Origin of the sequence: Actinomadura keratinilytica, from assembly GCF_039539665.1 — a bacterium.
GTDB classification, from domain to species: domain Bacteria; phylum Actinomycetota; class Actinomycetes; order Streptosporangiales; family Streptosporangiaceae; genus Spirillospora; species Spirillospora keratinilytica.
On sequence record NZ_BAABDO010000009.1, the window covers coordinates 96,503 to 114,599 of the forward strand.

Annotated in this window: 21 protein-coding genes; 18 read left to right on the top strand and 3 right to left on the bottom strand. The window is 73.8% G+C overall.

The features are described from left to right. The first annotated feature begins 497 nt into the window (after window positions 1-497). Window positions 498-1,394 (top strand): tetratricopeptide repeat protein, encoded by an 897-nt coding sequence (locus ABD879_RS05375; protein WP_345017993.1) that lies wholly within the window; start codon window positions 498-500, stop codon window positions 1,392-1,394. A 560-nt stretch (window positions 1,395-1,954) separates the two neighbouring features. Beyond that, complete coding sequence (locus ABD879_RS05380) at window positions 1,955-3,358, top strand: NAD-dependent malic enzyme (RefSeq protein WP_345017995.1); 1,404 nt, start codon at window positions 1,955-1,957, stop codon at window positions 3,356-3,358. Window positions 3,359-3,427: 69 nt separating this feature from the next. Here the strand turns inward: ABD879_RS05380 and ABD879_RS05385 are convergent, their stop codons facing one another. Further along, window positions 3,428-3,835, bottom strand: coding sequence for a hypothetical protein (locus tag ABD879_RS05385; protein ID WP_345017996.1), 408 nt, complete (start codon window positions 3,833-3,835; stop codon window positions 3,428-3,430). Between ABD879_RS05385 and ABD879_RS05390 the strand changes: the two genes are divergently transcribed. The 6 genes from ABD879_RS05390 (at window position 3,816) to ABD879_RS05415 (ending at window position 8,269) form a co-directional block, all read left to right on the top strand. After that, the gene (locus ABD879_RS05390) at window positions 3,816-4,250 is read left to right on the top strand and encodes a hypothetical protein (RefSeq protein WP_345017997.1); all 435 of its coding nucleotides are present in this window, start codon (window positions 3,816-3,818) and stop codon (window positions 4,248-4,250) included. The two genes, ABD879_RS05385 and ABD879_RS05390, sit on opposite strands and share 20 nt — an antisense overlap. A gap of 104 nt (window positions 4,251-4,354) precedes the next feature. Continuing rightward, a complete protein-coding gene (locus ABD879_RS05395; RefSeq protein WP_345017998.1) occupies window positions 4,355-4,930 on the top strand; it encodes a YqgE/AlgH family protein in 576 nt (191 codons plus the stop codon). A gap of 9 nt (window positions 4,931-4,939) precedes the next feature. After that, entirely contained in the window at window positions 4,940-5,074 is a 135-nt protein-coding gene (locus ABD879_RS05400; protein WP_345017999.1) for a hypothetical protein, read from the top strand. Continuing rightward, window positions 5,071-5,319 (top strand): DUF3039 domain-containing protein, encoded by a 249-nt coding sequence (locus tag ABD879_RS05405; protein WP_345018000.1) that lies wholly within the window; start codon window positions 5,071-5,073, stop codon window positions 5,317-5,319. Before ABD879_RS05400 ends, ABD879_RS05405 begins: the two co-directional genes overlap by 4 nt. 358 nt (window positions 5,320-5,677) lie before the next feature. Beyond that, the gene (locus ABD879_RS05410; protein WP_345018002.1) at window positions 5,678-6,478 is read left to right on the top strand and encodes a zinc metalloprotease; all 801 of its coding nucleotides are present in this window, start codon (window positions 5,678-5,680) and stop codon (window positions 6,476-6,478) included. 36 nt (window positions 6,479-6,514) lie between these two features. Further along, on the top strand, window positions 6,515-8,269 hold the full coding sequence (locus ABD879_RS05415; RefSeq protein ID WP_345018039.1) for a DEAD/DEAH box helicase: 1,755 nt from the start codon (window positions 6,515-6,517) through the stop codon (window positions 8,267-8,269). 81 nt (window positions 8,270-8,350) lie between these two features. Here ABD879_RS05415 and ABD879_RS05420 read toward each other — a convergent pair whose 3' ends face one another. Then, window positions 8,351-8,929 (bottom strand): isochorismatase family protein, encoded by a 579-nt coding sequence (locus ABD879_RS05420; protein ID WP_345018004.1) that lies wholly within the window; start codon window positions 8,927-8,929, stop codon window positions 8,351-8,353. A 50-nt stretch (window positions 8,930-8,979) separates the two neighbouring features. Next, on the bottom strand, window positions 8,980-10,338 hold the full coding sequence (locus ABD879_RS05425; RefSeq protein WP_345018006.1) for a nicotinate phosphoribosyltransferase: 1,359 nt from the start codon (window positions 10,336-10,338) through the stop codon (window positions 8,980-8,982). Between the two features lie 121 nt (window positions 10,339-10,459). Here ABD879_RS05425 and clpS point away from each other — a divergent pair, with 121 nt between their 5' ends. The 10 genes from clpS (at window position 10,460) to rdgB (ending at window position 17,597) form a co-directional block, all read left to right on the top strand. Beyond that, window positions 10,460-10,756, top strand: a complete 297-nt coding sequence (clpS, locus tag ABD879_RS05430) for an ATP-dependent Clp protease adapter ClpS (protein ID WP_345018008.1) — start codon at window positions 10,460-10,462, stop codon at window positions 10,754-10,756. Between the two features lie 12 nt (window positions 10,757-10,768). Next, complete coding sequence (locus ABD879_RS05435) at window positions 10,769-11,299, top strand: DUF2017 domain-containing protein (RefSeq protein WP_345018010.1); 531 nt, start codon at window positions 10,769-10,771, stop codon at window positions 11,297-11,299. Between the two features lie 108 nt (window positions 11,300-11,407). Then, window positions 11,408-11,824 carry a M67 family metallopeptidase gene (locus tag ABD879_RS05440; RefSeq protein ID WP_345018012.1) on the top strand — a complete coding sequence of 139 codons (417 nt, stop codon included), beginning with the start codon at window positions 11,408-11,410 and terminating at the stop codon, window positions 11,822-11,824. Between the two features lie 400 nt (window positions 11,825-12,224). Further along, window positions 12,225-12,497 (top strand): MoaD family protein, encoded by a 273-nt coding sequence (locus tag ABD879_RS05445; RefSeq protein WP_345018014.1) that lies wholly within the window; start codon window positions 12,225-12,227, stop codon window positions 12,495-12,497. Window positions 12,498-12,515: 18 nt separating this feature from the next. Then, entirely contained in the window at window positions 12,516-13,463 is a 948-nt protein-coding gene (locus tag ABD879_RS05450) for a PLP-dependent cysteine synthase family protein (RefSeq protein WP_345018016.1), read from the top strand. A gap of 193 nt (window positions 13,464-13,656) precedes the next feature. Further along, window positions 13,657-14,472 (top strand): thioesterase family protein, encoded by an 816-nt coding sequence (locus tag ABD879_RS05455; RefSeq protein WP_345018018.1) that lies wholly within the window; start codon window positions 13,657-13,659, stop codon window positions 14,470-14,472. Window positions 14,473-14,620: 148 nt separating this feature from the next. Then, window positions 14,621-15,433: a glutamate racemase gene (gene murI / locus ABD879_RS05460; protein WP_345018020.1), complete on the top strand. Its 813-nt coding sequence runs from the start codon at window positions 14,621-14,623 to the stop codon at window positions 15,431-15,433. A 30-nt stretch (window positions 15,434-15,463) separates the two neighbouring features. Continuing rightward, a complete protein-coding gene (locus ABD879_RS05465) occupies window positions 15,464-16,213 on the top strand; it encodes an MBL fold metallo-hydrolase (RefSeq protein ID WP_345018022.1) in 750 nt (249 codons plus the stop codon). Between the two features lie 26 nt (window positions 16,214-16,239). Continuing rightward, window positions 16,240-16,959, top strand: coding sequence for a ribonuclease PH (gene rph, locus ABD879_RS05470; protein ID WP_345018024.1), 720 nt, complete (start codon window positions 16,240-16,242; stop codon window positions 16,957-16,959). Beyond that, window positions 16,956-17,597, top strand: coding sequence for an RdgB/HAM1 family non-canonical purine NTP pyrophosphatase (gene rdgB / locus ABD879_RS05475; RefSeq protein ID WP_345018026.1), 642 nt, complete (start codon window positions 16,956-16,958; stop codon window positions 17,595-17,597). The genes rph and rdgB overlap by 4 nt, the downstream gene beginning before the upstream one ends. Window positions 17,598-18,097: the final 500 nt, after the last annotated feature.

Here is an 18,097-nt window from a genome sequence, read left to right on the forward strand (position 1 = left end):
GCCCGTCGGCGTCTCCTCCGCTGCCGCGGCCGCGCCCGCGCCGAACCCCTCCCGGGGGCGGGCGGCGCGCCTCTTTGCCGTCGCGCCATGCATCGACATCGTGACTATAACCACGCTTGGCGATAGCTGTCAGCCGTCTTTTTGCTGCCGTGCGGAACGGCCTGGATTCTTTGCTCTGCGCACCAAGAGGAGACTTCGGAAAATGTTCCGCTCTGTCCGGGCCGGGCGCGGCGCGAACCGCCCGTACGGCCGCCGAAATGTCGGATAAAACGCCGGGCCGATCGTCCGCCCGGCCGCCCCTTTGATCGAAATGGCGCCGATTCCCGGCGGCGGGCGGACCGGCCGGGACCCGCCGCGGGCGGCGGGCGCCGCGCCGGGCGGTCCGCTGGGAGCGGACGGGCGCACGGAGCGGGGCCGCGATGGGGCAGGATGGACCCATGCCTTCTCGGGACTTTTCGTTGCACGGGGCCATCGATCTGGGTGCCCGTCAGGCGGCCGTGAAGCGGCAGCAGGAGCGTCAGGCGGCCGCGGAGGCCGCGGGAGGCGGCGCCGCCGCGAACGGCGCCGCCGGCGGCCCGTACGTCGTGGACGTCACCGACCAGACCTTCAACGCCGAAGTGGTCGACCGGTCGCGCACCGTTCCGGTGCTGGTCGACTTCTGGGCCGAGTGGTGCGGACCGTGCAAGCAGCTCGGCCCCATCCTGGAGAAGCTGGCGAACGAGGCGGCCGGCCAGTGGGTGCTGGCCAAGGTCGACATCGACGCCAACCCGCAGCTGGCCGCGTACATGCAGCAGATGGGCGTGCGCGGCATCCCGTTCGTGGCCGTGGTGGTCGGGGGGCAGCTGCTGCCGTTCCTCAACGGCGCCGCGCCCGAGCCGCAGGTGCGCCAGGCCCTCGACCAGCTGTTCGACGCCCTGCGCAAGGAGGGCATCCTGCCGGAGGCCCCCGCGGGCGGTGCGGCCGCGACGGGCGAGTCCGCCGCCGGGCAGGTGTACGGCGAGGCGGAGGAGGCCCTGCAGAGAGGCGACCTGGACGGCGCCAAGGCGGCGTTCCAGCGGGTCCTCGACCGCAACCCGCGCGACGAGGGCGCCAAGCGCGGCCTGGTGCTGGTCGAGGTGAGCCGGCGGGTGCGCGGGGTCGACGCCCAGGGCGCGCTGCGGGACGCCGAGGCCAAGCCCGACGACGTCCAGGCGCAGCTGCTGGCCGCCGACGTGGAGGCCGTCTCGGGCCGGATCGACGCCGCCTTCGACCGGCTGCTGGGCGCGGTCCGGCGCACCGCCGGCGACGACCGCGACGCCGTCCGCAAGCACCTGGTGGAGCTGTTCGAGCTGCTGCCGCCGGACGACCCCAGGGTCGGCAAGGCCCGCCGCAGCCTGCAGGCCGCCCTGTTCTGAGCGGCCTGTCCGAGCGGTCTGTCCGAGCGGTCTGTCCGGGCATTCCGTTCCGGGCGGCCGCCCCGGGCGGCTGCTCCGAGCGCCCCGGTCGCGAGTACCCCGGTCGCGAGCGCGCCGGACCGGCGTCGCCCGGCCGTCTCCGGCGCCCGCCGGGCGGTCCGCACGCGCCACCGGTCCGGCGGCGGAGCGGCGCGCGCCCGCGCGGACGCGGCGGGGAGCCGGGCCCCGGAGTGCCCAAGGCGTGCATAGCAGAGCACGACGTCTGTGCCCTCCGGACGCGATGTTGAGCGTATCCTCTGAGGCTATGACCGCGCCCGGGCGGCCTGCGTGGCACTTCTACGGGGTCGACCCCGCCGGTCCGCGGCCCTACCACCTCCTGACCGACAGCACCCGCGTCCCCGAGCCCACCGTTGCCGGGCCCGTCACGGCCGCGGCCCTGGCGTTTTCGAGGCGGCGGGTCCGCGGGGCGCCGCCAGGCCGGGCGACGGAACCGCCCATACCGTCCTGACATGGGACGATGGGGCGGCAATAGAGGGACCCCACAGCTATAGGGAGCAGTCGTGGCCAGCGTGCCCAGCGTGTCGTACTCCATCACCGTCCGGCTGGAGGTGCCGGCCGGTGGCAAGGCCGTCAGCCAGATCACGCACGTGGTCGAGAACGCCGGCGGCATCGTCACCGCCCTCGACGTCAACACCGCCGGGCACGAGACGCTGCGCATCGACGTCACCATCGCCACCCGCGACACCGAGCACGCCGAGGAGATCGTCGGCGCCCTGGAGCAGCTCGACGACATCTCCATCCACAAGGTCAGCGACCGCACCTTCCTCATGCACCTGGGCGGCAAGATCGAGATGCAGTCCAAGGTGCCGCTGCGCACCCGCGACGAGCTGTCCATGGCCTACACGCCGGGCGTGGCGCGGGTGTCGCTGGCCATCGCCCGCAACCCCGAGGACGTGCGCCGGCTGACCGTCAAACGCAACAGCGTGGCCGTGGTGACCGACGGGTCGGCGGTGCTGGGCCTGGGCAACATCGGCCCGGAGGCGGCGCTGCCGGTCATGGAGGGCAAGGCCGCGCTGTTCAAGCGGTTCGCCGGCATCGACGCCTGGCCGATCTGCCTGGACACCCAGGACACCGACGAGATCGTCCGGACCGTGCAGATCCTGGCCCCCGCGTTCGGCGGCATCAACCTGGAGGACATCTCCGCGCCGCGCTGCTTCGAGGTGGAGGCCCGGCTGCGCGAGCTGCTGGACATCCCCGTCTTCCACGACGACCAGCACGGCACCGCGATCTGCGTGCTGGCCGCGCTGACCAACGCGCTGCGCGTGGTCGGCAAGGAGCTGGGCGCGGTGCGCATCGCGATGGCGGGCGCGGGCGCGGCGGGCACCGCGATCCTGCGGCTGCTGCTGAACGCGGGCGCCAAGAACGTGGTGGTGTGCGACTACCGCGGCGCGGTGCACACCGGCCGCGACGACCTGGACGAGTCGCTGCGCTGGATCGCCGAGCACACCAACGCCGAGGGCTACGCCGGCGACCTGCGCGGCGCGGTCAAGGGCGCCGACGTGTTCATCGGGGTGTCCGCGCCGGGCATCCTGACCGGTGCCGACATCGCCGCGATGAACGACGACGCGATCGTGTTCGCGCTGGCCAACCCCGAGCCGGAGGTGTCCCCGGACGAGGCGCGCGAGCACGCCGCGGTGGTCGCCACCGGGCGCAGCGACTACCCCAACCAGATCAACAATGTGCTGGCCTTCCCGGGCGTGTTCCGCGGCCTGCTGGACGCCCAGGCCAGCGGCGTCACCCAGGACATGCTGCTGGCGGCCGCCAAGGCGCTGGCCGAGGTCGTCACCGACGAGGAGCTCGGCCCCAACTACATCGTGCCGAGCGTGTTCCACCCGGAGGTCAGCCACCGCGTCGCGGGCGCCGTCCGGGAGGCCGCCGGCGGCCGCCCCCGCACCGAGGCGTGACGGGCGCCGCCCGGAAGCCCGGGCGGGCTTCCGGGCGAAGCGCCGGACGGTGCCCGCGACGGGGACGCGTCACTCGCCCTTCTTGGCGAAGATCTGCTCGCGGCGCCGCGGCCAGATGCCGCCGTACCAGAAGATGATCGCGCCGGTGACCATGGCGGCGGTGCCGGTGGCGGCGCGCGCCCACAGCACCGTGGAGTCGGCGCCGGTGTACGGCAGCTCGTCGGTCGGGCTCGGCGCGGGGGTGCCGCGGCGGCAGTCGGCGGTGATGGTCCGCTCCCGCACCGGCCGGTTGCGCCAGGTGACCTCGATGCGGGTGCGGCGGTCCTCGCGCAGGGTGAGCTCGGTGGTGCGGGACGCGCCGGGGCCGAGCCGGCCGGCCACGGCGGCCGACCCGTCGTTGCGCTCGATGGCGTAGTCCTCGGTGCCCTGGCCGGTGTTGCGGACGGTCACCTCGACGGTGCGGTCGGGGCAGTCCAACGTGCTGAACGTGACGCTCAGCGGCGCGGGGGTGCGCGTGGTGCGCGTCGGGCTCGGCGAGGCGCTAGGGCTGGGCGAGGCGCTGGGGCTCGGCGACGACGTCGTCCGGCTCGGGCTGGGACTGGCCGAGCCGTCGCCGCCGCCCCCGCTCCGGGTGCCCGACGGCGACGGGCTGCCCGAACCCGAGTCGCCCGGGTCGGGGCTCCCCGAGTCGTCGGGGCTGGGAGACGTCGTGGACGCCGCGGGCGCCGACGTCCGGGTGATCCCGGTGATGTCGGTCAGCCAGGGCAGCGCGAGCAGCAACCCGATGACGAAGAATACGGCGGCGATGAGGACCCTCGGCAACTGCATCGCGTTCCTCCCGGCCCGTCGGCTGGTTCCCGGCGCTCGGCGATCCCGAGTAGATCATTCTTAACCCGGCCCCGCGTTCTGCCGATACCCCGGGCGATAGGGATGCGTAACAGGCTAACGGTGCGAGGGGCGTGCCGCCGGGGCTCCGGGCAACGCATGATGGTTGCCATGGAAGACGGCATAAGGGTGGGGCAGCTGCTCGTGGCCACCCCGCAGCTGGACGATCCCAACTTCCGGCGCAGCGTCGTCCTGGTGGTCGAGCACGACGCCGAGGGCGGCACGCTGGGCGTCGTCCTCAACCGGCCGACCGAGGTCCCCGTCGACCGGGTGCTGCCGCCGTGGGCGGAACTGGTGACCGGGCCGTCGGTGGTGTTCCAGGGCGGGCCGGTGGCGCTGGACAACGCGCTGGCGCTGGCGCGGCTGCCCGGCGAGGGCGAGCCGCTGGGGTGGCGCGCCTTGGACGGCGCGTCGGAGGTGGCGCGGGTGGGCCTGGTGGACCTGGACGCCCCGCCCGGCCTGCTGGCGCCCGAACTGCTCCAGCTGCGCGTGTTCGCCGGGTACTCCGGCTGGTCGGCCGGGCAGCTGCTCGCGGAGATCGAGGAGGGCGCGTGGTACGTGGTCCCGGCCGAGGCGGGCGACGTGTTCGCCGGCGACCCCTCCCGGCTGTGGCGCGAGGTGCTCCGCCGCCAGGGCGGTGACCTGGCCTTCGTCTCCACTTTCCCCGACGACCCGACCCTCAATTAAGGTGTTGGGGTGAGCGAGGCGACGGGCCGCCCGGCGGCGCGCAGCCGAGCCCGGTCGGCGGGCCGCAGCGGCCCGGTCGGCCGCGATGAGCACAGCACCCCTGCGGACGCGGCTTCGGAGCCGCTGGGCGAGGAGGCCACGTGAGCACGAAGATCCTTCCCGAGAGCGACACCCGGCCGGACCTCTCGCACGGCGACGGCGACCACGAGCGGTTCGCCCACTACGTCAAGAAGTCCAAGATCACCGAGAGCGCGGTGACCGGAACCCCGGTGATCGCGCTGTGCGGCAAGGTCTGGGTGCCCAACCGGGACCCCCAGAAGTATCCGGTGTGCCCGGAGTGCAAGGAGATCTACGAGTCCCTGCCCAAGGGCGGCGACGGGGACGAGTGAGCGCGGCCGCGCCGCCCGGGGGAGACGGGCGGCGCGGCGCACGGGCGTGCACGACGTGATCTCGCGGTCGGCGGGCGGACCGGTCGCGAGATCATGAGTTTCTGATTTCGGGGGATCGATGAAGCGGCTCGGCAGGGGCTTCTGCTGCCCACTCGTGGTTACTCTCTGTATTCTGTCTCTTGCGTATGGCGATGCCCGGGTCGTCCGCCGGGCCGCGCCGACGAGGCCGGGCTGCGACGACACGCCCGGCCGCGCACTGCCGGGACGCGGCGCGCTGCGGCGCACGGGCGAGCCCGGCGAACCGGGTGATCCGCCCGTCCGCGACCGCGCCGACCTCGAACCGGCCCAGGTCCGGGCGATGCTGGACGACTACCGCCGCACCCTGCGCGCCCGGTTCGGCACCGACGACGAGCGGCTGCTGGAGTCCCGGTGGCGGCGCCGGACGGTCGTCGTCCCGGTCCGCTTCCACGTGGTGACCGACGGCCGCAACGGGCGCCTGTCGCGGGCCAGGGCCAAGCAGCAGGTCGCCACCCTCAACGCCGCCTACGGCGGCCGGTGGGGCGGCGCCGACACCGGCATCCGGTTCCGGCTCCAGAGCTTCGACGTCACCGTCCAGCCCGGGTGGTTCGCCCGCCCGCACGCGCACGAACGGGCCATGAAGCAGCGCCTGCGCGGCGGCGGGCCCGGCACCCTCAACCTGTTCACCGCCGCCGTCGGCACCGACGTGCTGGGCTTCTCCACCTTCCCCCAGTGGTACCGCGGCGAACCGGGCAACGACGGCGTCATCGTCGACCACCGCAGCCTGACCAACGGCTCCCTGCGGCACTTCGACCGCGGCTACACCGTCGTCCACGAGGTCGGGCACTGGATCGGGCTGTTCCACACCTTCGAGAACGGCTGCGAGGTGCCCGGCGACGACGTGGACGACACGCCGTACGAGGCGTGGCCCGCCCAGGGCTGCCCGCGGAGCAAGGACACCTGCCCCGAGCCCGGCAGCGACCCTGTGCGGAATTTCATGAACTACGGCTGGGACGACTGCATGCGCGAGTTCACCGCTGATCAGGGGCGGCGTTTGCGCACGTTGTGGGCGGCGTACCGGGAGTCGCGCCGGACGGCTTCCGCGCGCGGTGGGGCGCGGTCTGTCGGTGAGTCTGGGTAGCCTTCGATGACCGTGAGCACCTTCGCCGCTTCCAGCATGCCCCCCGCCTTCCCCGAGCGGGCCGCCTGGGGGACCGCCTCGTCCCTGCGTGCCTGGCAGCAGCAGGCTCTGGAGGCGTACTTCAGCGCGGGCGGGGGCACCGGACCGCGCGACTTCCTCGCCGTCGCCACGCCCGGCGCCGGCAAGACCACCTTCGCGCTGCGGCTGGCCCGCGAGCTGCTCGACCGCCGCGTGGTGGTCGGGGTCACCGTGGTGTGCCCCACCGAGCACCTCAAGCGGCAGTGGGCCGAGGCCGCCGGCCGCGTCGGCATCAAGATCGACCCCGAGTTCCAGAACGCCCAGGGCCGCGTCGGCAAGGACTTCCACGGCATCGCCGTCACCTACGCCACGGTCGCGGCCCGCCCGGCGCTGCACCGCAACCGCACCGAGGCCCGCAAGACCCTGGTGATCTTCGACGAGGTGCACCACGCGGGCGACGGGCTGTCGTGGGGCGACGCGGTGCGCGAGGCGTTCGAGCCCGCCACCCGGCGGCTGTGCCTGTCCGGCACGCCCTTCCGCACCGACGTCAACCCGATTCCGTTCGTGCAGTACGAGGAGGGGCCCGACGGCATCCGCCGCAGCCGCGCCGACTACACCTACGGCTACGGCCCGGCCCTGGCCGACGGCGTCGTCCGCCCGGTGCTGTTCATGGCGTACGCCGGCGAGATGCGCTGGCGCACCCGCGCGGGCGAGGAGCTGACCGCCACCCTCGGCGAGCCCCTCACCCAGGACCAGATGTCCCAGGCGTGGCGGGCCGCGCTCGACCCCAAGGGCGACTGGATCCGGCAGGTGCTGGTCGCCGCCGACAAGCGGCTCACCGAGCTGCGCCGCGCCATCCCCGACGCGGGCGGCCTGGTCATCGCCACCGACCACGAGGCGGCCCGGGCGTACGCGGCGATGCTGCGGTCGGTCACCGGGCAGGGCGCCACCGTGGTGCTGTCGGACGACCCCACCGCCAGCAAGAAGATCAAGCAGTTCGCCGCGAACGACGACCGGTGGATGGTGGCGGTGCGGATGGTGTCCGAGGGCGTGGACATCCCGCGGCTGTGCGTGGGCGTGTACGCCACGTCCACCAGCACGCCGCTGTTCTTCGCCCAGGCCATCGGCCGCTTCGTCCGGGCCCGCAAGCGCGGCGAGACGGCCTCGGTGTTCCTGCCGTCGGTGCCGACGCTGATGAGCCACGCCGCCGAGATGGAGGCCGAGCGCGACCACGTGCTCGACAAGCCGATCCGCGAGGACGGCCTCGACGACGACCTGCTGGCCGAGGCCAACCGGCGCCGCGACAACCCCGACGCGGTGGGGGAGGAGTTCGCCTTCGAGACCGTCGAGGCGTCCGCCACCTTCGACCGGGTGCTGTACGACGGCGGCGAGTTCGGCATGCAGGCCACGCCCGGCTCGGTCGAGGAGGAGGAGTTCCTCGGCATCCCCGGCCTGCTGGAGCCCGAGCAGGTCAGCGCGCTGCTGCGCAAGCGGCAGGCCGACCAGATGCGCGCCCGCCGCAAGAAGAAGACCGGCGACCCGCGCGCCGACGGCGCCGCCGACCGGACCGCCGCCGAGGACCTGCACGCCCTGCGCAAGGAGCTGAACGGGCTGGTCGGCGCGTGGAACCACCGCACCGGGCAGCCGCACGGCGTGATCCACGCCGAGCTGCGCCGGGTCTGCGGCGGCCCCGCCATCGCCCAGGCCAGCGCCGAGGACATCCGCCGCCGCATCGACAAGATCCGCGAGTGGGCGGCCCGGCGCCGCTTCTGACCCGCCCGCCGCACCCGCCCCCGCGGCGGCGGCCGCGGCCGTGTCAGCGCCTGCGTCCGCGCCCGCGGCGGCGGTGGCCGGTCAGGCGCGCACGACGGGGCTGCCGACGAGCTCGACGCCCTCGCGGCGCAGCTCCTCCAGGGCCCGGTCCACGGTGTCCTTGGCCACGCCCGCCGTCAGGTCGAGCAGCACCCGGGTGCGCAGCCCGGCGCGCGCGGCGTCCACGGCCGTGGCCCGCACGCAGTGGTCGGTGGCGATGCCGACGATGTCGACCTCGTCCACGCCGCGGCCGAGCAGCCACTCGTCCAGCGGCACCTCGTCGTCGGTCGCGCCCTCGAACCCGCTGTAGGCGGCCTCGGTGCGCCCCTTGCTGAACACCACCTCGATCGGGGCGAGGTCCAGGTTGGGGTGGAAGTCGGCGCCGGGCGTGCCGATCACGCAGTGCGGCGGCCAGGTGTCGACGAAGTCGGGGGCGGCGGAGAAGTGGTCGCCGGGGTCGAGATGGAAGTCGCGGGTGGCGACGATGTGGGCGTACTCGTCCCGGTGCGCGGCGACGTGCGCGGAGATCGCGGCGGCCACGTCCGCGCCGCCGCCGACGGGCAGCGAGCCGCCCTCGCAGAAGTCGATCTGCACATCAACGATGATCAGGGCCTTGCCCATGAGCGCTCCTCGATGAGGTTCCCCCGGTATGTCCCCGGACAACGCGAACGTTACGCCAGGGGGCGGACGTCGCCGTCGACGAACTCGGTCGGGATGGCGGGCTGCCCGCGCGACAGCCGCACCGCGGCCGTGGGCAGCTCGCGCAGGGAGCGGGCGTGCCGCTCGCGGGCGGCGGCCAGCGGCTCGCGTCCCACCACCTCGCCGTTCTCGATCAGCGGGACGTGCAGCAGCCGGTCGCGCGGCCCCGGCGCCGGCCCGCCCGTGGTGATCAGCTCGCAGGTCGCGGTGCCGTGCGCGTCGATGCGGCGGATCGCCGTCTTGCGGCCGCCGCGCGTGGGCTTGCCCGCGGACCGCTTGGCCACCGGGCGCATCGGCGCGTCCGGCCCCGGCCCGTCGGACCGCGCCACCAGCTTGTAGACCAGGGACGCGGTGGGCGCGCCCGACCCGGTCACCAGGGACGTGCCCACGCCGTAGCCGTCGACGGGCGCGGTGCCCAGCGCCGCGATGCCGTACTCGTCCAGGTCGCCGGTGACCACGATGCGGGTGCCGGTGGCGCCGAGCGAGTCCAGCAGCTCGCGGACGCGCCGCGCCATCACCCCCAGGTCGCCGCTGTCGATGCGCACCGCGCCCAGGGACGGCCCGGCCAGCTCCACGGCGGTGCGCACGGCCCGTTCGACGTCGTAGGTGTCCACCAGCAGCGTCGTGCCCTCGCCGAGGGAGGCCAGCTGGGCCTTGAAGGCGTGCCGTTCGCTGTCGTGCAGCAGGGTGAACGCGTGCGCGGCCGTCCCGGCGGTCGGCACCCCGTACCGGCGGCCCGCCTCCAGGTTGGAGGTGGTGGCGAAGCCCGCGATGTAGGCGGCGCGGGCGGCGGCCACGGCGGCCCGCTCGTGGGTGCGGCGCGAGCCCATCTCGATCAGCGGGCGGCCCGCCGCGGCCTGCACCATCCGGGACGCGGCCGAGGCGATCGCGCAGTCGTGGTTGAGGATCGACAGCACCAGCGTCTCCAGCAGGACGGCCTCGGCGAACGTGCCTTCCACCGTCAGGATCGGCGAGTCCGGGAAATAGCACTCGCCCTCGGGGTAGCCCCAGACGTTCCCGGTGAAGCGGTACTTCTCCAGCCATTCGGCGGTCGGCCGGTCCACCACGCCGTGGGCGGTGAGGAACTCCAGCTGGGCGGCGTCGAAGGTGAAGCGCTCGATCGCGTCCAGCAGCCGTCCTGTGCCCGCGACCACGCCGTAGCGCCGCCCGTTCGGCAGGCTGCGGGCGAACACCTCGAACACCGCGCGGCGTTCGGCGGTGCCCTCGCGCAGCGCCGCCTGCAGCATCGTCAGCTCGTAATGGTCGGTCAGCAGGGCCGTGCCGTCACCAAGGTCCACAAGTGGAACCTTAAGGCCCGGTGTGTGCACCATGGAGATGAGGGCCGCCGCGCCCCGCGGCGGCGCACGGCGGACACGGCCGACGGCATCGCGCATAGCATCGCAAGCGGTGGCGGAATCGACTCCGCGGATACGAGGGAGACGTGAGGAGCCGATGAGCACAGCAACCGCGCCGGTCGAGCTCGAACGGCCGGACGTCGGAGAGGACCAGAGCGCCGACCGGCCCTGGCTGGCGATCGTCTGGAACGACCCGATCAACCTGATGTCGTACGTCACATACGTGTTCCAGACCGTGTTCGGCTACCCGCGGTCCAAGGCCGAGAAGCTCATGCTGGACGTGCACCACAAGGGCCGGGCCGTGGTGGCCAACGGCACCCGCGAGGAGATGGAGCGGGACGTGGAGATCCTGCACTCCTACGGCCTGTGGGCCACGGTGAAACGAGACGACTGAGAATCGAGATCCATGAGTGCGGTCGAGAGGGTCCAGGGCGGCGGCGTCAGCGTGCGCCTGGAGCCCGAGGAGGCGGCGCTGGTCCGGGCGCTGATGGAGCAGCTGCTGGCGCTGCTGGACCGGGACGCGCCGGGCCCGGGCGACGAGCTGGCCGCGGTGGGCATCTCCGAACGCACCTCCCCGCCGGACGACCCGGTGCTGGCGCGGCTGTTCCCGGACGGCTACCGCGAGGACGACCGCGCGGCCGGCGAGTTCCGGCGCTACACCGAGGTGGGCCTGCGCGAGGGCAAGCGCGAGGCCGCCCGCACGGTCCTCCGGACGCTCGACCGGGGCCCGCGGCCGGTCCTGGACGAGGAGGAGGCGCAGGTCTGGCTGCGGGCCCTCAACGACGTGCGGCTGGCGCTCGGCACCCGCCTCGACATCACCGAGGAGTGGGAGGAGCAGGCCGCCGAACTGGACCCGGCCGACCCGCGCACGCCCATGTACGCCGCCTACGACTGGCTGACCATGCTGCAGGAGAGCCTCGTCCGCGCCGTGTGGTGACCGCGTCCGCACCGTGTTCGCGCCGTGCGGCGCCTGCCCGGGCGGCGGCGCGGGCCGCGGGCGGGGCGGCGGCCGGTGCGGCCCGCGGCGGCGGGTAGCCTTCGGGGCATGCTGACGATCGAGCGTGCCCTGGTCGACAAGATCGTTGCGCATGCGCGCGCCGACCACCCCGACGAGGCCTGCGGTGTGATCGCCGGTGCGGCCGGCTCGGACCGGCCGACCCGGTTCATCGCGATGACCAACGCCGAGCGCTCCCCCACGTTCTACCGGTTCGACTCCATCGAGCAGCTGAAGGTGTGGCGGGAGATGGACGACCGGGACGAGGAGCCGGTGGTCATCTACCACTCGCACACCGCCACCGAGGCGTACCCGTCCCGCACCGACGTGTCCTACGCCTCCGAGCCGAACGCGCACTACGTGCTGGTGTCCACGCGCGACCCCGAGGAGATCGAGTTCCGTTCCTTCCGGATCGTGGACGGCGAGGTCACCGAAGAGGAAGTGAAGATCGTCGACAGCTACGAGTGAGCGGGCCGCGGGGCGGGCGGGCGCGCCGGGCGGCTGATCGGCGCCCCGGACACGGCCGGTAAACTGGCCGTCATGTGGACGAGCGGGCGGTCGTGGCCGGGCGCCGTGCGCCGTGCGCCGGCCGGTTTCCCGTCGGCCGTCGGCGCGCCGGCACCGCCGCGGGCGTCCCGCTTCGCGCTCTCCGGGTTCCCGCGGGGTGCCGCGTCCCCCTGTCCCGTGCAGAGCTTCCTGTTCGGGCACTCGCGCGCCGAGGTCGTCTACGACTGTCGCTGACGCGCCTGATCCCGCCTTGGAATTCCCCCGCCTCCCGCCCGGTTGTGAAGCCTCGGGCGGAGAGCCCTTTCGGGGGCGCGGGGGCCGGCCCCCCGCAGACAGACACGACCCGAAGGAGATCATCGCGATGGCGATCGAGGTCCGGATCCCGACGATCCTGCGCAACTACACCGGCGGCGCCAAGGCCGTGGAGGGCAAGGGCGGCACGCTCGACGAGCTGTTCTCCGACCTGGACTCCCGCCACCCGGGCCTGCGCGAGCGGCTGGTGGACGACAAGGGGCTGCGCAAGTTCGTCAACGTGTACCTGAACGACGAGGACGTGCGCTTCATCGACGGTCTCAACACCAAGGTCGCCGACGGTGACAACGTCACCATCCTGCCGGCCGTCGCCGGCGGCTGACCCCGGGACGCCGTGCCGATGCGTTTCGACTCCCTGCTGGACTCCGTGGGCCGCACCCCGCTGGTCGGCCTGCCCCGGCTGTCGCCGAGCCCCGAGGTGCGGCTGTGGGCCAAGCTGGAGGACCGCAACCCCACCGGTTCGGTCAAGGACCGGCCCGCCTTCTGGATGATCGCCAAGGCGGAGAAGGAGGGCCTGCTCACCCCGGGCTGCACGATCCTGGAGCCCACCTCCGGCAACACCGGCATCTCCCTGGCCATGGTCGCCCGGCTGCGCGGCTACAACATGGTCTGCGTGATGCCGGAGAACACCTCCGCCGAGCGGCGCCAGCTGCTGGAGATGTGGGGGGCGCGGATCATCCTCTCCCCGGCGGCGGGCGGGTCCAACGAGGCCGTCCGCGTCGCCAAGGGCCTGGCCGCCGAGCACCCCGACTGGGTGATGCTCTACCAGTACGGCAACGAGGCCAACGCGCAGGCCCACTACGAGACGACCGGCCCGGAGATCCTCGCCGACCTGCCGACGGTCACCCACTTCGTGGCGGGGCTGGGCACCACGGGCACGCTCATGGGCGTCGGCCGGTACCTGCGCGAGCAGCGCCCCGACGTCAAGATCGTCGCGGCCGAGCCCCGGTACGGGGAGCTGGTGTACGGGCTGCGCAACATCGACGAGGGGTTCGTCCCCGAGCTGTACGACGACAGCGTGCTGACCACCCGGTTCTCGGTGGGGTCGGCCGACGCGCTGCGCCGCACCCGCGAGCTGCTGGAGCAGGAGGGCATCTTCGCCGGCATCTCCACCGGCGGCGCCCTGCACGCCGCCCTCGGCATGGCCGCCAAGGCGGTCAAGGCGGGGGAGCGGGCCGACATCGTGTTCATCGTCGCCGACGGCGGCTGGAAGTACCTGTCGACGGGCGCGTACTCCGGCACGCTGGAGGAGGCCGAGGAGCGTCTCGAAGGCCAGCTCTGGGCCTGACGGCGGCCGGCCCGCCGGGGGCCGGCGCGCCGTCCGTTGCACCGCAACTTGCGTGCCCGATCCGTTCCGGCCGCCCCTGCCGGGGCCGGTGACGGCTGCCCCGGGGGATAGAGTTCGTACTCGAACGTGATTCTAGATCCGTTCCGGCCGCGCGTCGGCACGGATCTCGGGCAGGCGGCGGCCGGGAGGGCGGATGAGCAGGTTCGGCGACGCGACGGCGGTCACCCGGGTGGCCGAGGGCAGGTACCGCATCGATCTGGACGGCGCCTTCGGGTTCGCCGAGGCCCTCAACGGCGGCTACCTGATGGCGGTGCTGGCCCGCGCCGCCGTCGACGCCGCCCCGCACCGCCACCCCGTCGCCACCGCCGCGAGCTTCCTGCGGGTCGCCAAGCCCGGCCCCGCCGAGGTGCTGGTGGAGCCGCGCAAGGCCGGCCGCACCGCCAGCGCCGCCCGCGTCAGCCTCGTCCAGGACGGGCAGGTCGCCGTGGACGCCCTGATCACCACCGCCGACCTGGACCCGGACGGCGAACCCGACTGGCTCGGCGAGCCGCCCGCACCCCCGCTGCCGCCGATCGAGCGGTGCACCCACTTCGCGGCGGGCGACCGCGACCGCGGCTTCGCCGACCAGGTGCAGATGCACTTCGACCCCGCCACGCTCGGCTGGCTGGACGGGCGGCCCAGCGGACGGCCCGAGTGCCGCGCCTGGTTCCGGCTGCGCGACCCGCATGAACCCGACGCGTTCGTCCTGGCCCTGGCCGTGGACGCGCTGCCGCCCGTCGTCCTCAACACCGGCGCCAAGGGCTGGGCCCCGACCGTCGAGATGACCTGGCACATGCGCGCCGTCCCGGCCCCCGGCCCGCTGGCGCTGCACGGCGGCGGCCGCCTGGTCGCCGGCGGCTGGTTCGACGAGGAGGTCGAGGTCTGGGACTCGGCGGGCCGCCTGGTCGCGCAGGGCCGCCAGCTCGCCCGCGTCGGCCGCCCGTCCCGCCGGGCCGCGGCGACCGCGTGATCGGCGGCCGGCGCCGCCGGCGCGGGACACGCCGAAGATCGCAAGGATGGGGCGCGCGGCGCGCACACGGCGGTTTCGAGCATGTGACCGTGTGATGTCCGACGCATGACGCGCCTCGGCGGCGCGCATTCGCCTAGCCTTGAGTCTCATGTCTGACGCGCCGATCGGGATCTTCGACAGCGGATTCGGCGGGCTGACCGTGGCCCGCGCCATCCTGGACCAGCTGCCGAACGAATCGATCGTCTACCTCGGCGACTCGGCGCGCCAGCCGTACGGGCCGCGACCCATCGCGCAGGTGCGCGCCTTCGCCCTGGAGATGCTCGACCAGCTGGTGGACGAGGGCGTGAAGATGCTGGTCATCGCCTGCAACAGCGCCAGCTCGGCGATGCTGCGCGACGCCCGCGAACGCTACGACGTGCCGGTCGTCGAAGTGATCAACCCCGCGGTGCGGCGGGCCGCCCGCGCCACCCGCAACGGCCGGGTCGGGCTGATCGCCACCCGCGCGACGGTCACCAGCCGCTCCTACGAGGACGCCTTCGCCGCCGCCCCGCACATCGAGCTGACCGCCGCCGCCTGCCCCCGCTTCGTGGAGTTCGTCGAGTCCGGGGTGACCATGGGCGACGAACTGCTGGAGGTGGCGCGCGAATACCTGCGGCCCATCATCGACGCCGGCTGCGACACCCTCATCCTTGGGTGCACCCACTACCCATTGCTTACCGGCGTCATCTCGTATGTCGTGGGAGACGGGGTCACACTGGTCTCAAGTGCCGACGAGACCGCCAAGGACGTCTATCGAGTGCTGCACGACAAGGGGCTGGCCCGGGCGGAGGCCGTGCCCCCGCCCGTCCACCGGTTCCGCGCGACCGGTGACCCGGCCGTGTTCGCGGCGCTCGGCCGCCGGTTCCTGGGCCCGGAGATCGGTCTCGTGGAGCCCACCGCGAACAAGGCTCTGACCACCTGATTCCTCGGGGACACAAGAGGAGGAGTGAGCGTGCGGGTCACTGTGATCGGCTGCTCCGGCAGCTTCCCGGGGCCGCAAAGCCCCGCGTCCTGCTATCTGATCCAGGCGGAGGACTACTCGCTGCTGCTGGACCTGGGCAGCGGAGCACTCGGCACCCTGCAGCGCTACCACGGCCTCTACGACATCGACGCCGTATGCCTGTCGCACCTGCACGCCGACCACTGCCTCGACCTGTGCGGCTACTGGGTCGCGCGCAAGTACTGTCCCGAGGGCCCGGTGCCCCGCATCCCCGTCTACGGACCCGAGGGCACCGCGGCCCGCATGGCCAAGGCCTACGATCTGGAGCCCGACCCGGGCATGGCCGAGGCGTTCGACTTCCGCCCGCTGCTGCGCGGCCCGTTCGAGATCGGGCCGTTCCGCGTGACCACCGCGCTCATGCCGCACCCCGTCGAGGCGTACGCCTTCCGCGTCGAGCACGACGGCAAGGTCCTGGCCTACTCGGGCGACACGGGGCCGTCCGCCGCGCTCGTCGAACTCGCCCGCGACGCCGACCTGTTCCTGTGCGAGGCGTCCTTCCTGGAGCAGCCCGATCTGCCCGACGACCTGCACCTCACCGCCCGCGAAGCGGGTGAGCACGCCGCGCGGGCCGACGCCCGCCGGCTCGTGCTGACCCACCTGGTGCCCTGGAACGACGCCAACCGCTCGCTCGCCGAGGCCAAGTCCAGCACCTACGCGGGCACCATCGAACTGGCCCACGTGGGCGCCGTCTACGATCTGTGACGCGCCTGGGGACTAGGGTGGTCCCCATGGCACGCCCCGACGATCGCGCACCAGACCAGCTCCGTCCCGTCCGCATCCAGCGCGGCTGGCTCGACCACGCGGAGGGCTCGGTGCTCATCGAGTTCGGCGGCACCCGCGTGCTGTGCGCGGCCTCCGTGCAGGACTCGGTGCCGCGCTGGCGCCGCGACAGCGGCCTCGGCTGGGTGACCGCCGAGTACGCCATGCTGCCGCGCGCCACCAACACCCGCAACGAGCGCGAGTCGGTCAAGGGCCGGCTGGGCGGCCGCACCCAGGAGATCTCCCGGCTGATCGGCCGGTCCATCCGGGCCTGCGTCGACTACAAGGCGCTCGGCGAGAACACCGTCCAGCTCGACTGCGACGTGCTGCAGGCCGACGGCGGCACCCGCACCGCCGCCATCACCGGCGCGTACGTCGCGCTCGCCGACGCCGTCGCCTGGATGCGCGAACGCGGCCTGACCAAGGGCGAGCCGCTGATCGGCTCCGTCGCGGCGGTCAGCGTCGGCGTCATCGACGGCGAGGCCCGGCTCGACCTGTGCTACGAGGAGGACGTCGCCGCGCAGACCGACATGAACGTGGTGTGCACCGGCGACGGCCGGTTCGTGGAGGTGCAGGGCACCGCCGAGGGGTGCCCGTTCGACCGCGCCGAACTCGACGCCCTGCTCGACCTGGCCGCCGGCGGCTGCGCCGAGCTGACCGCCCTGCAGCGCGAGGTGCTCGGCCGATGACCCGGATCGTGCTGGCCACCCGCAATGCCGGGAAGATCGCCGAACTGCGCGCCATCCTGGCCGATCTGCGCTCGGCCGACGGCTCCGGTGTCGAGGTCGTCGGCCTGGCCGAGTTCCCCGGCGCCCCCGAGGTCGCCGAGACCGAGTCCAGCTTCGCGGGCAACGCCCTGCTCAAGGCCCGCGCGATCGCCGCGCACACCGGCCTGCCCGCCGTCGCCGACGACTCCGGACTGTGCGTGGACGCACTGAACGGCATGCCCGGCGTGCTGTCGGCGCGCTGGTCCGGCCGGTTCGGCGACGCGGCCGGCGACAAGGACCGCGCCAACCTCGACCTGGTGCTGGACCAGCTCGCCGACGTGCCCGCGCCGCACCGCGGCGCCGCGTTCGTCTGCGCCGCCGCGCTGGTGCTGCCCGGCGGTGCCGAGCACTGCGTGGAGGGCCGGCTGCGCGGCCGCATCCTGGACGCCCCGCGCGGCACCGGCGGCTTCGGCTACGACCCGATCTTCCTGCCCGAGGGCGAGACCCGCTCCACCGCCGAGCTGGCCCCCGAGGAGAAGAACGCGATCAGCCACCGCGGCCGGGCCTTCCGCGAACTGGCCGCGCTGCTGCCCGAGGCCCTCGCCGCCGCGTCCCGCTGACGGGCGCCCCGCGTCGCGCTGCCGGGGCTCGCCCGCGCCCGCCGAAAAAAGCTCGGCGCCATGACAACCTCGCGGCGCACCGCGCGGGTTCTAGGGGTGTCAACCTGTTCACCCCGAGGAGTGATATGAGCGAACAAGGGCGTTCCGGGCGTCCGCGCGGGCGGGTCACGGCGGCGGTCGCGGGCATCGTCGGCGCCGGACTGCTGGGTGCGGGCATCTGGCTCGGCGTGACGTCGGCCATGGACACCGGGGACGTCGCCGACGCGGCCGGTGTCGCGGCCAAGGACACCCTCCGGCAGTCCACGCCGCCCGCCCGCCCGTCGACGGGCGCCGACGCCACGGCCCGGCCCACGTCGCCGACGACGCGCCCGTCCGCGCCGACTCAGCGCTTCTGCCCGACGACGCGGCCGGTGCCGCGCACGGTGGACGCCACGCGCCGTCCGGCGCCGTCGTCCACGGTGGACGCCACGAAGTCGGAGGCCAAGCGGGCTTAGGAAGAC

Bases quoted from the DNA above. Each gene is read 5' to 3' on its own strand.
- ABD879_RS05395 (WP_345017998.1), top strand. From the start codon at position 4,355: ATGGAAGACGGCATAAGGGTGGGGCAGCTGCTCGTGGCCACCCCGCAG.
- ABD879_RS05410 (WP_345018002.1), top strand. From the start codon at position 5,678: ATGCTGGACGACTACCGCCGCACCCTGCGCGCCCGGTTCGGCACCGAC.
- ABD879_RS05415 (WP_345018039.1), top strand. From the start codon at position 6,515: ATGCCCCCCGCCTTCCCCGAGCGGGCCGCCTGGGGGACCGCCTCGTCC.
- ABD879_RS05420 (WP_345018004.1), bottom strand. From the start codon at position 8,929: ATGGGCAAGGCCCTGATCATCGTTGATGTGCAGATCGACTTCTGCGAG.
- ABD879_RS05425 (WP_345018006.1), bottom strand. From the start codon at position 10,338: ATGGTGCACACACCGGGCCTTAAGGTTCCACTTGTGGACCTTGGTGAC.
- clpS (WP_345018008.1), top strand. From the start codon at position 10,460: ATGAGCACAGCAACCGCGCCGGTCGAGCTCGAACGGCCGGACGTCGGA.
- ABD879_RS05435 (WP_345018010.1), top strand. From the start codon at position 10,769: ATGAGTGCGGTCGAGAGGGTCCAGGGCGGCGGCGTCAGCGTGCGCCTG.
- ABD879_RS05440 (WP_345018012.1), top strand. From the start codon at position 11,408: ATGCTGACGATCGAGCGTGCCCTGGTCGACAAGATCGTTGCGCATGCG.
- ABD879_RS05445 (WP_345018014.1), top strand. From the start codon at position 12,225: ATGGCGATCGAGGTCCGGATCCCGACGATCCTGCGCAACTACACCGGC.
- ABD879_RS05450 (WP_345018016.1), top strand. From the start codon at position 12,516: ATGCGTTTCGACTCCCTGCTGGACTCCGTGGGCCGCACCCCGCTGGTC.
- ABD879_RS05455 (WP_345018018.1), top strand. From the start codon at position 13,657: ATGAGCAGGTTCGGCGACGCGACGGCGGTCACCCGGGTGGCCGAGGGC.
- murI (WP_345018020.1), top strand. From the start codon at position 14,621: ATGTCTGACGCGCCGATCGGGATCTTCGACAGCGGATTCGGCGGGCTG.
- rph (WP_345018024.1), top strand. From the start codon at position 16,240: ATGGCACGCCCCGACGATCGCGCACCAGACCAGCTCCGTCCCGTCCGC.
- rdgB (WP_345018026.1), top strand. From the start codon at position 16,956: ATGACCCGGATCGTGCTGGCCACCCGCAATGCCGGGAAGATCGCCGAA.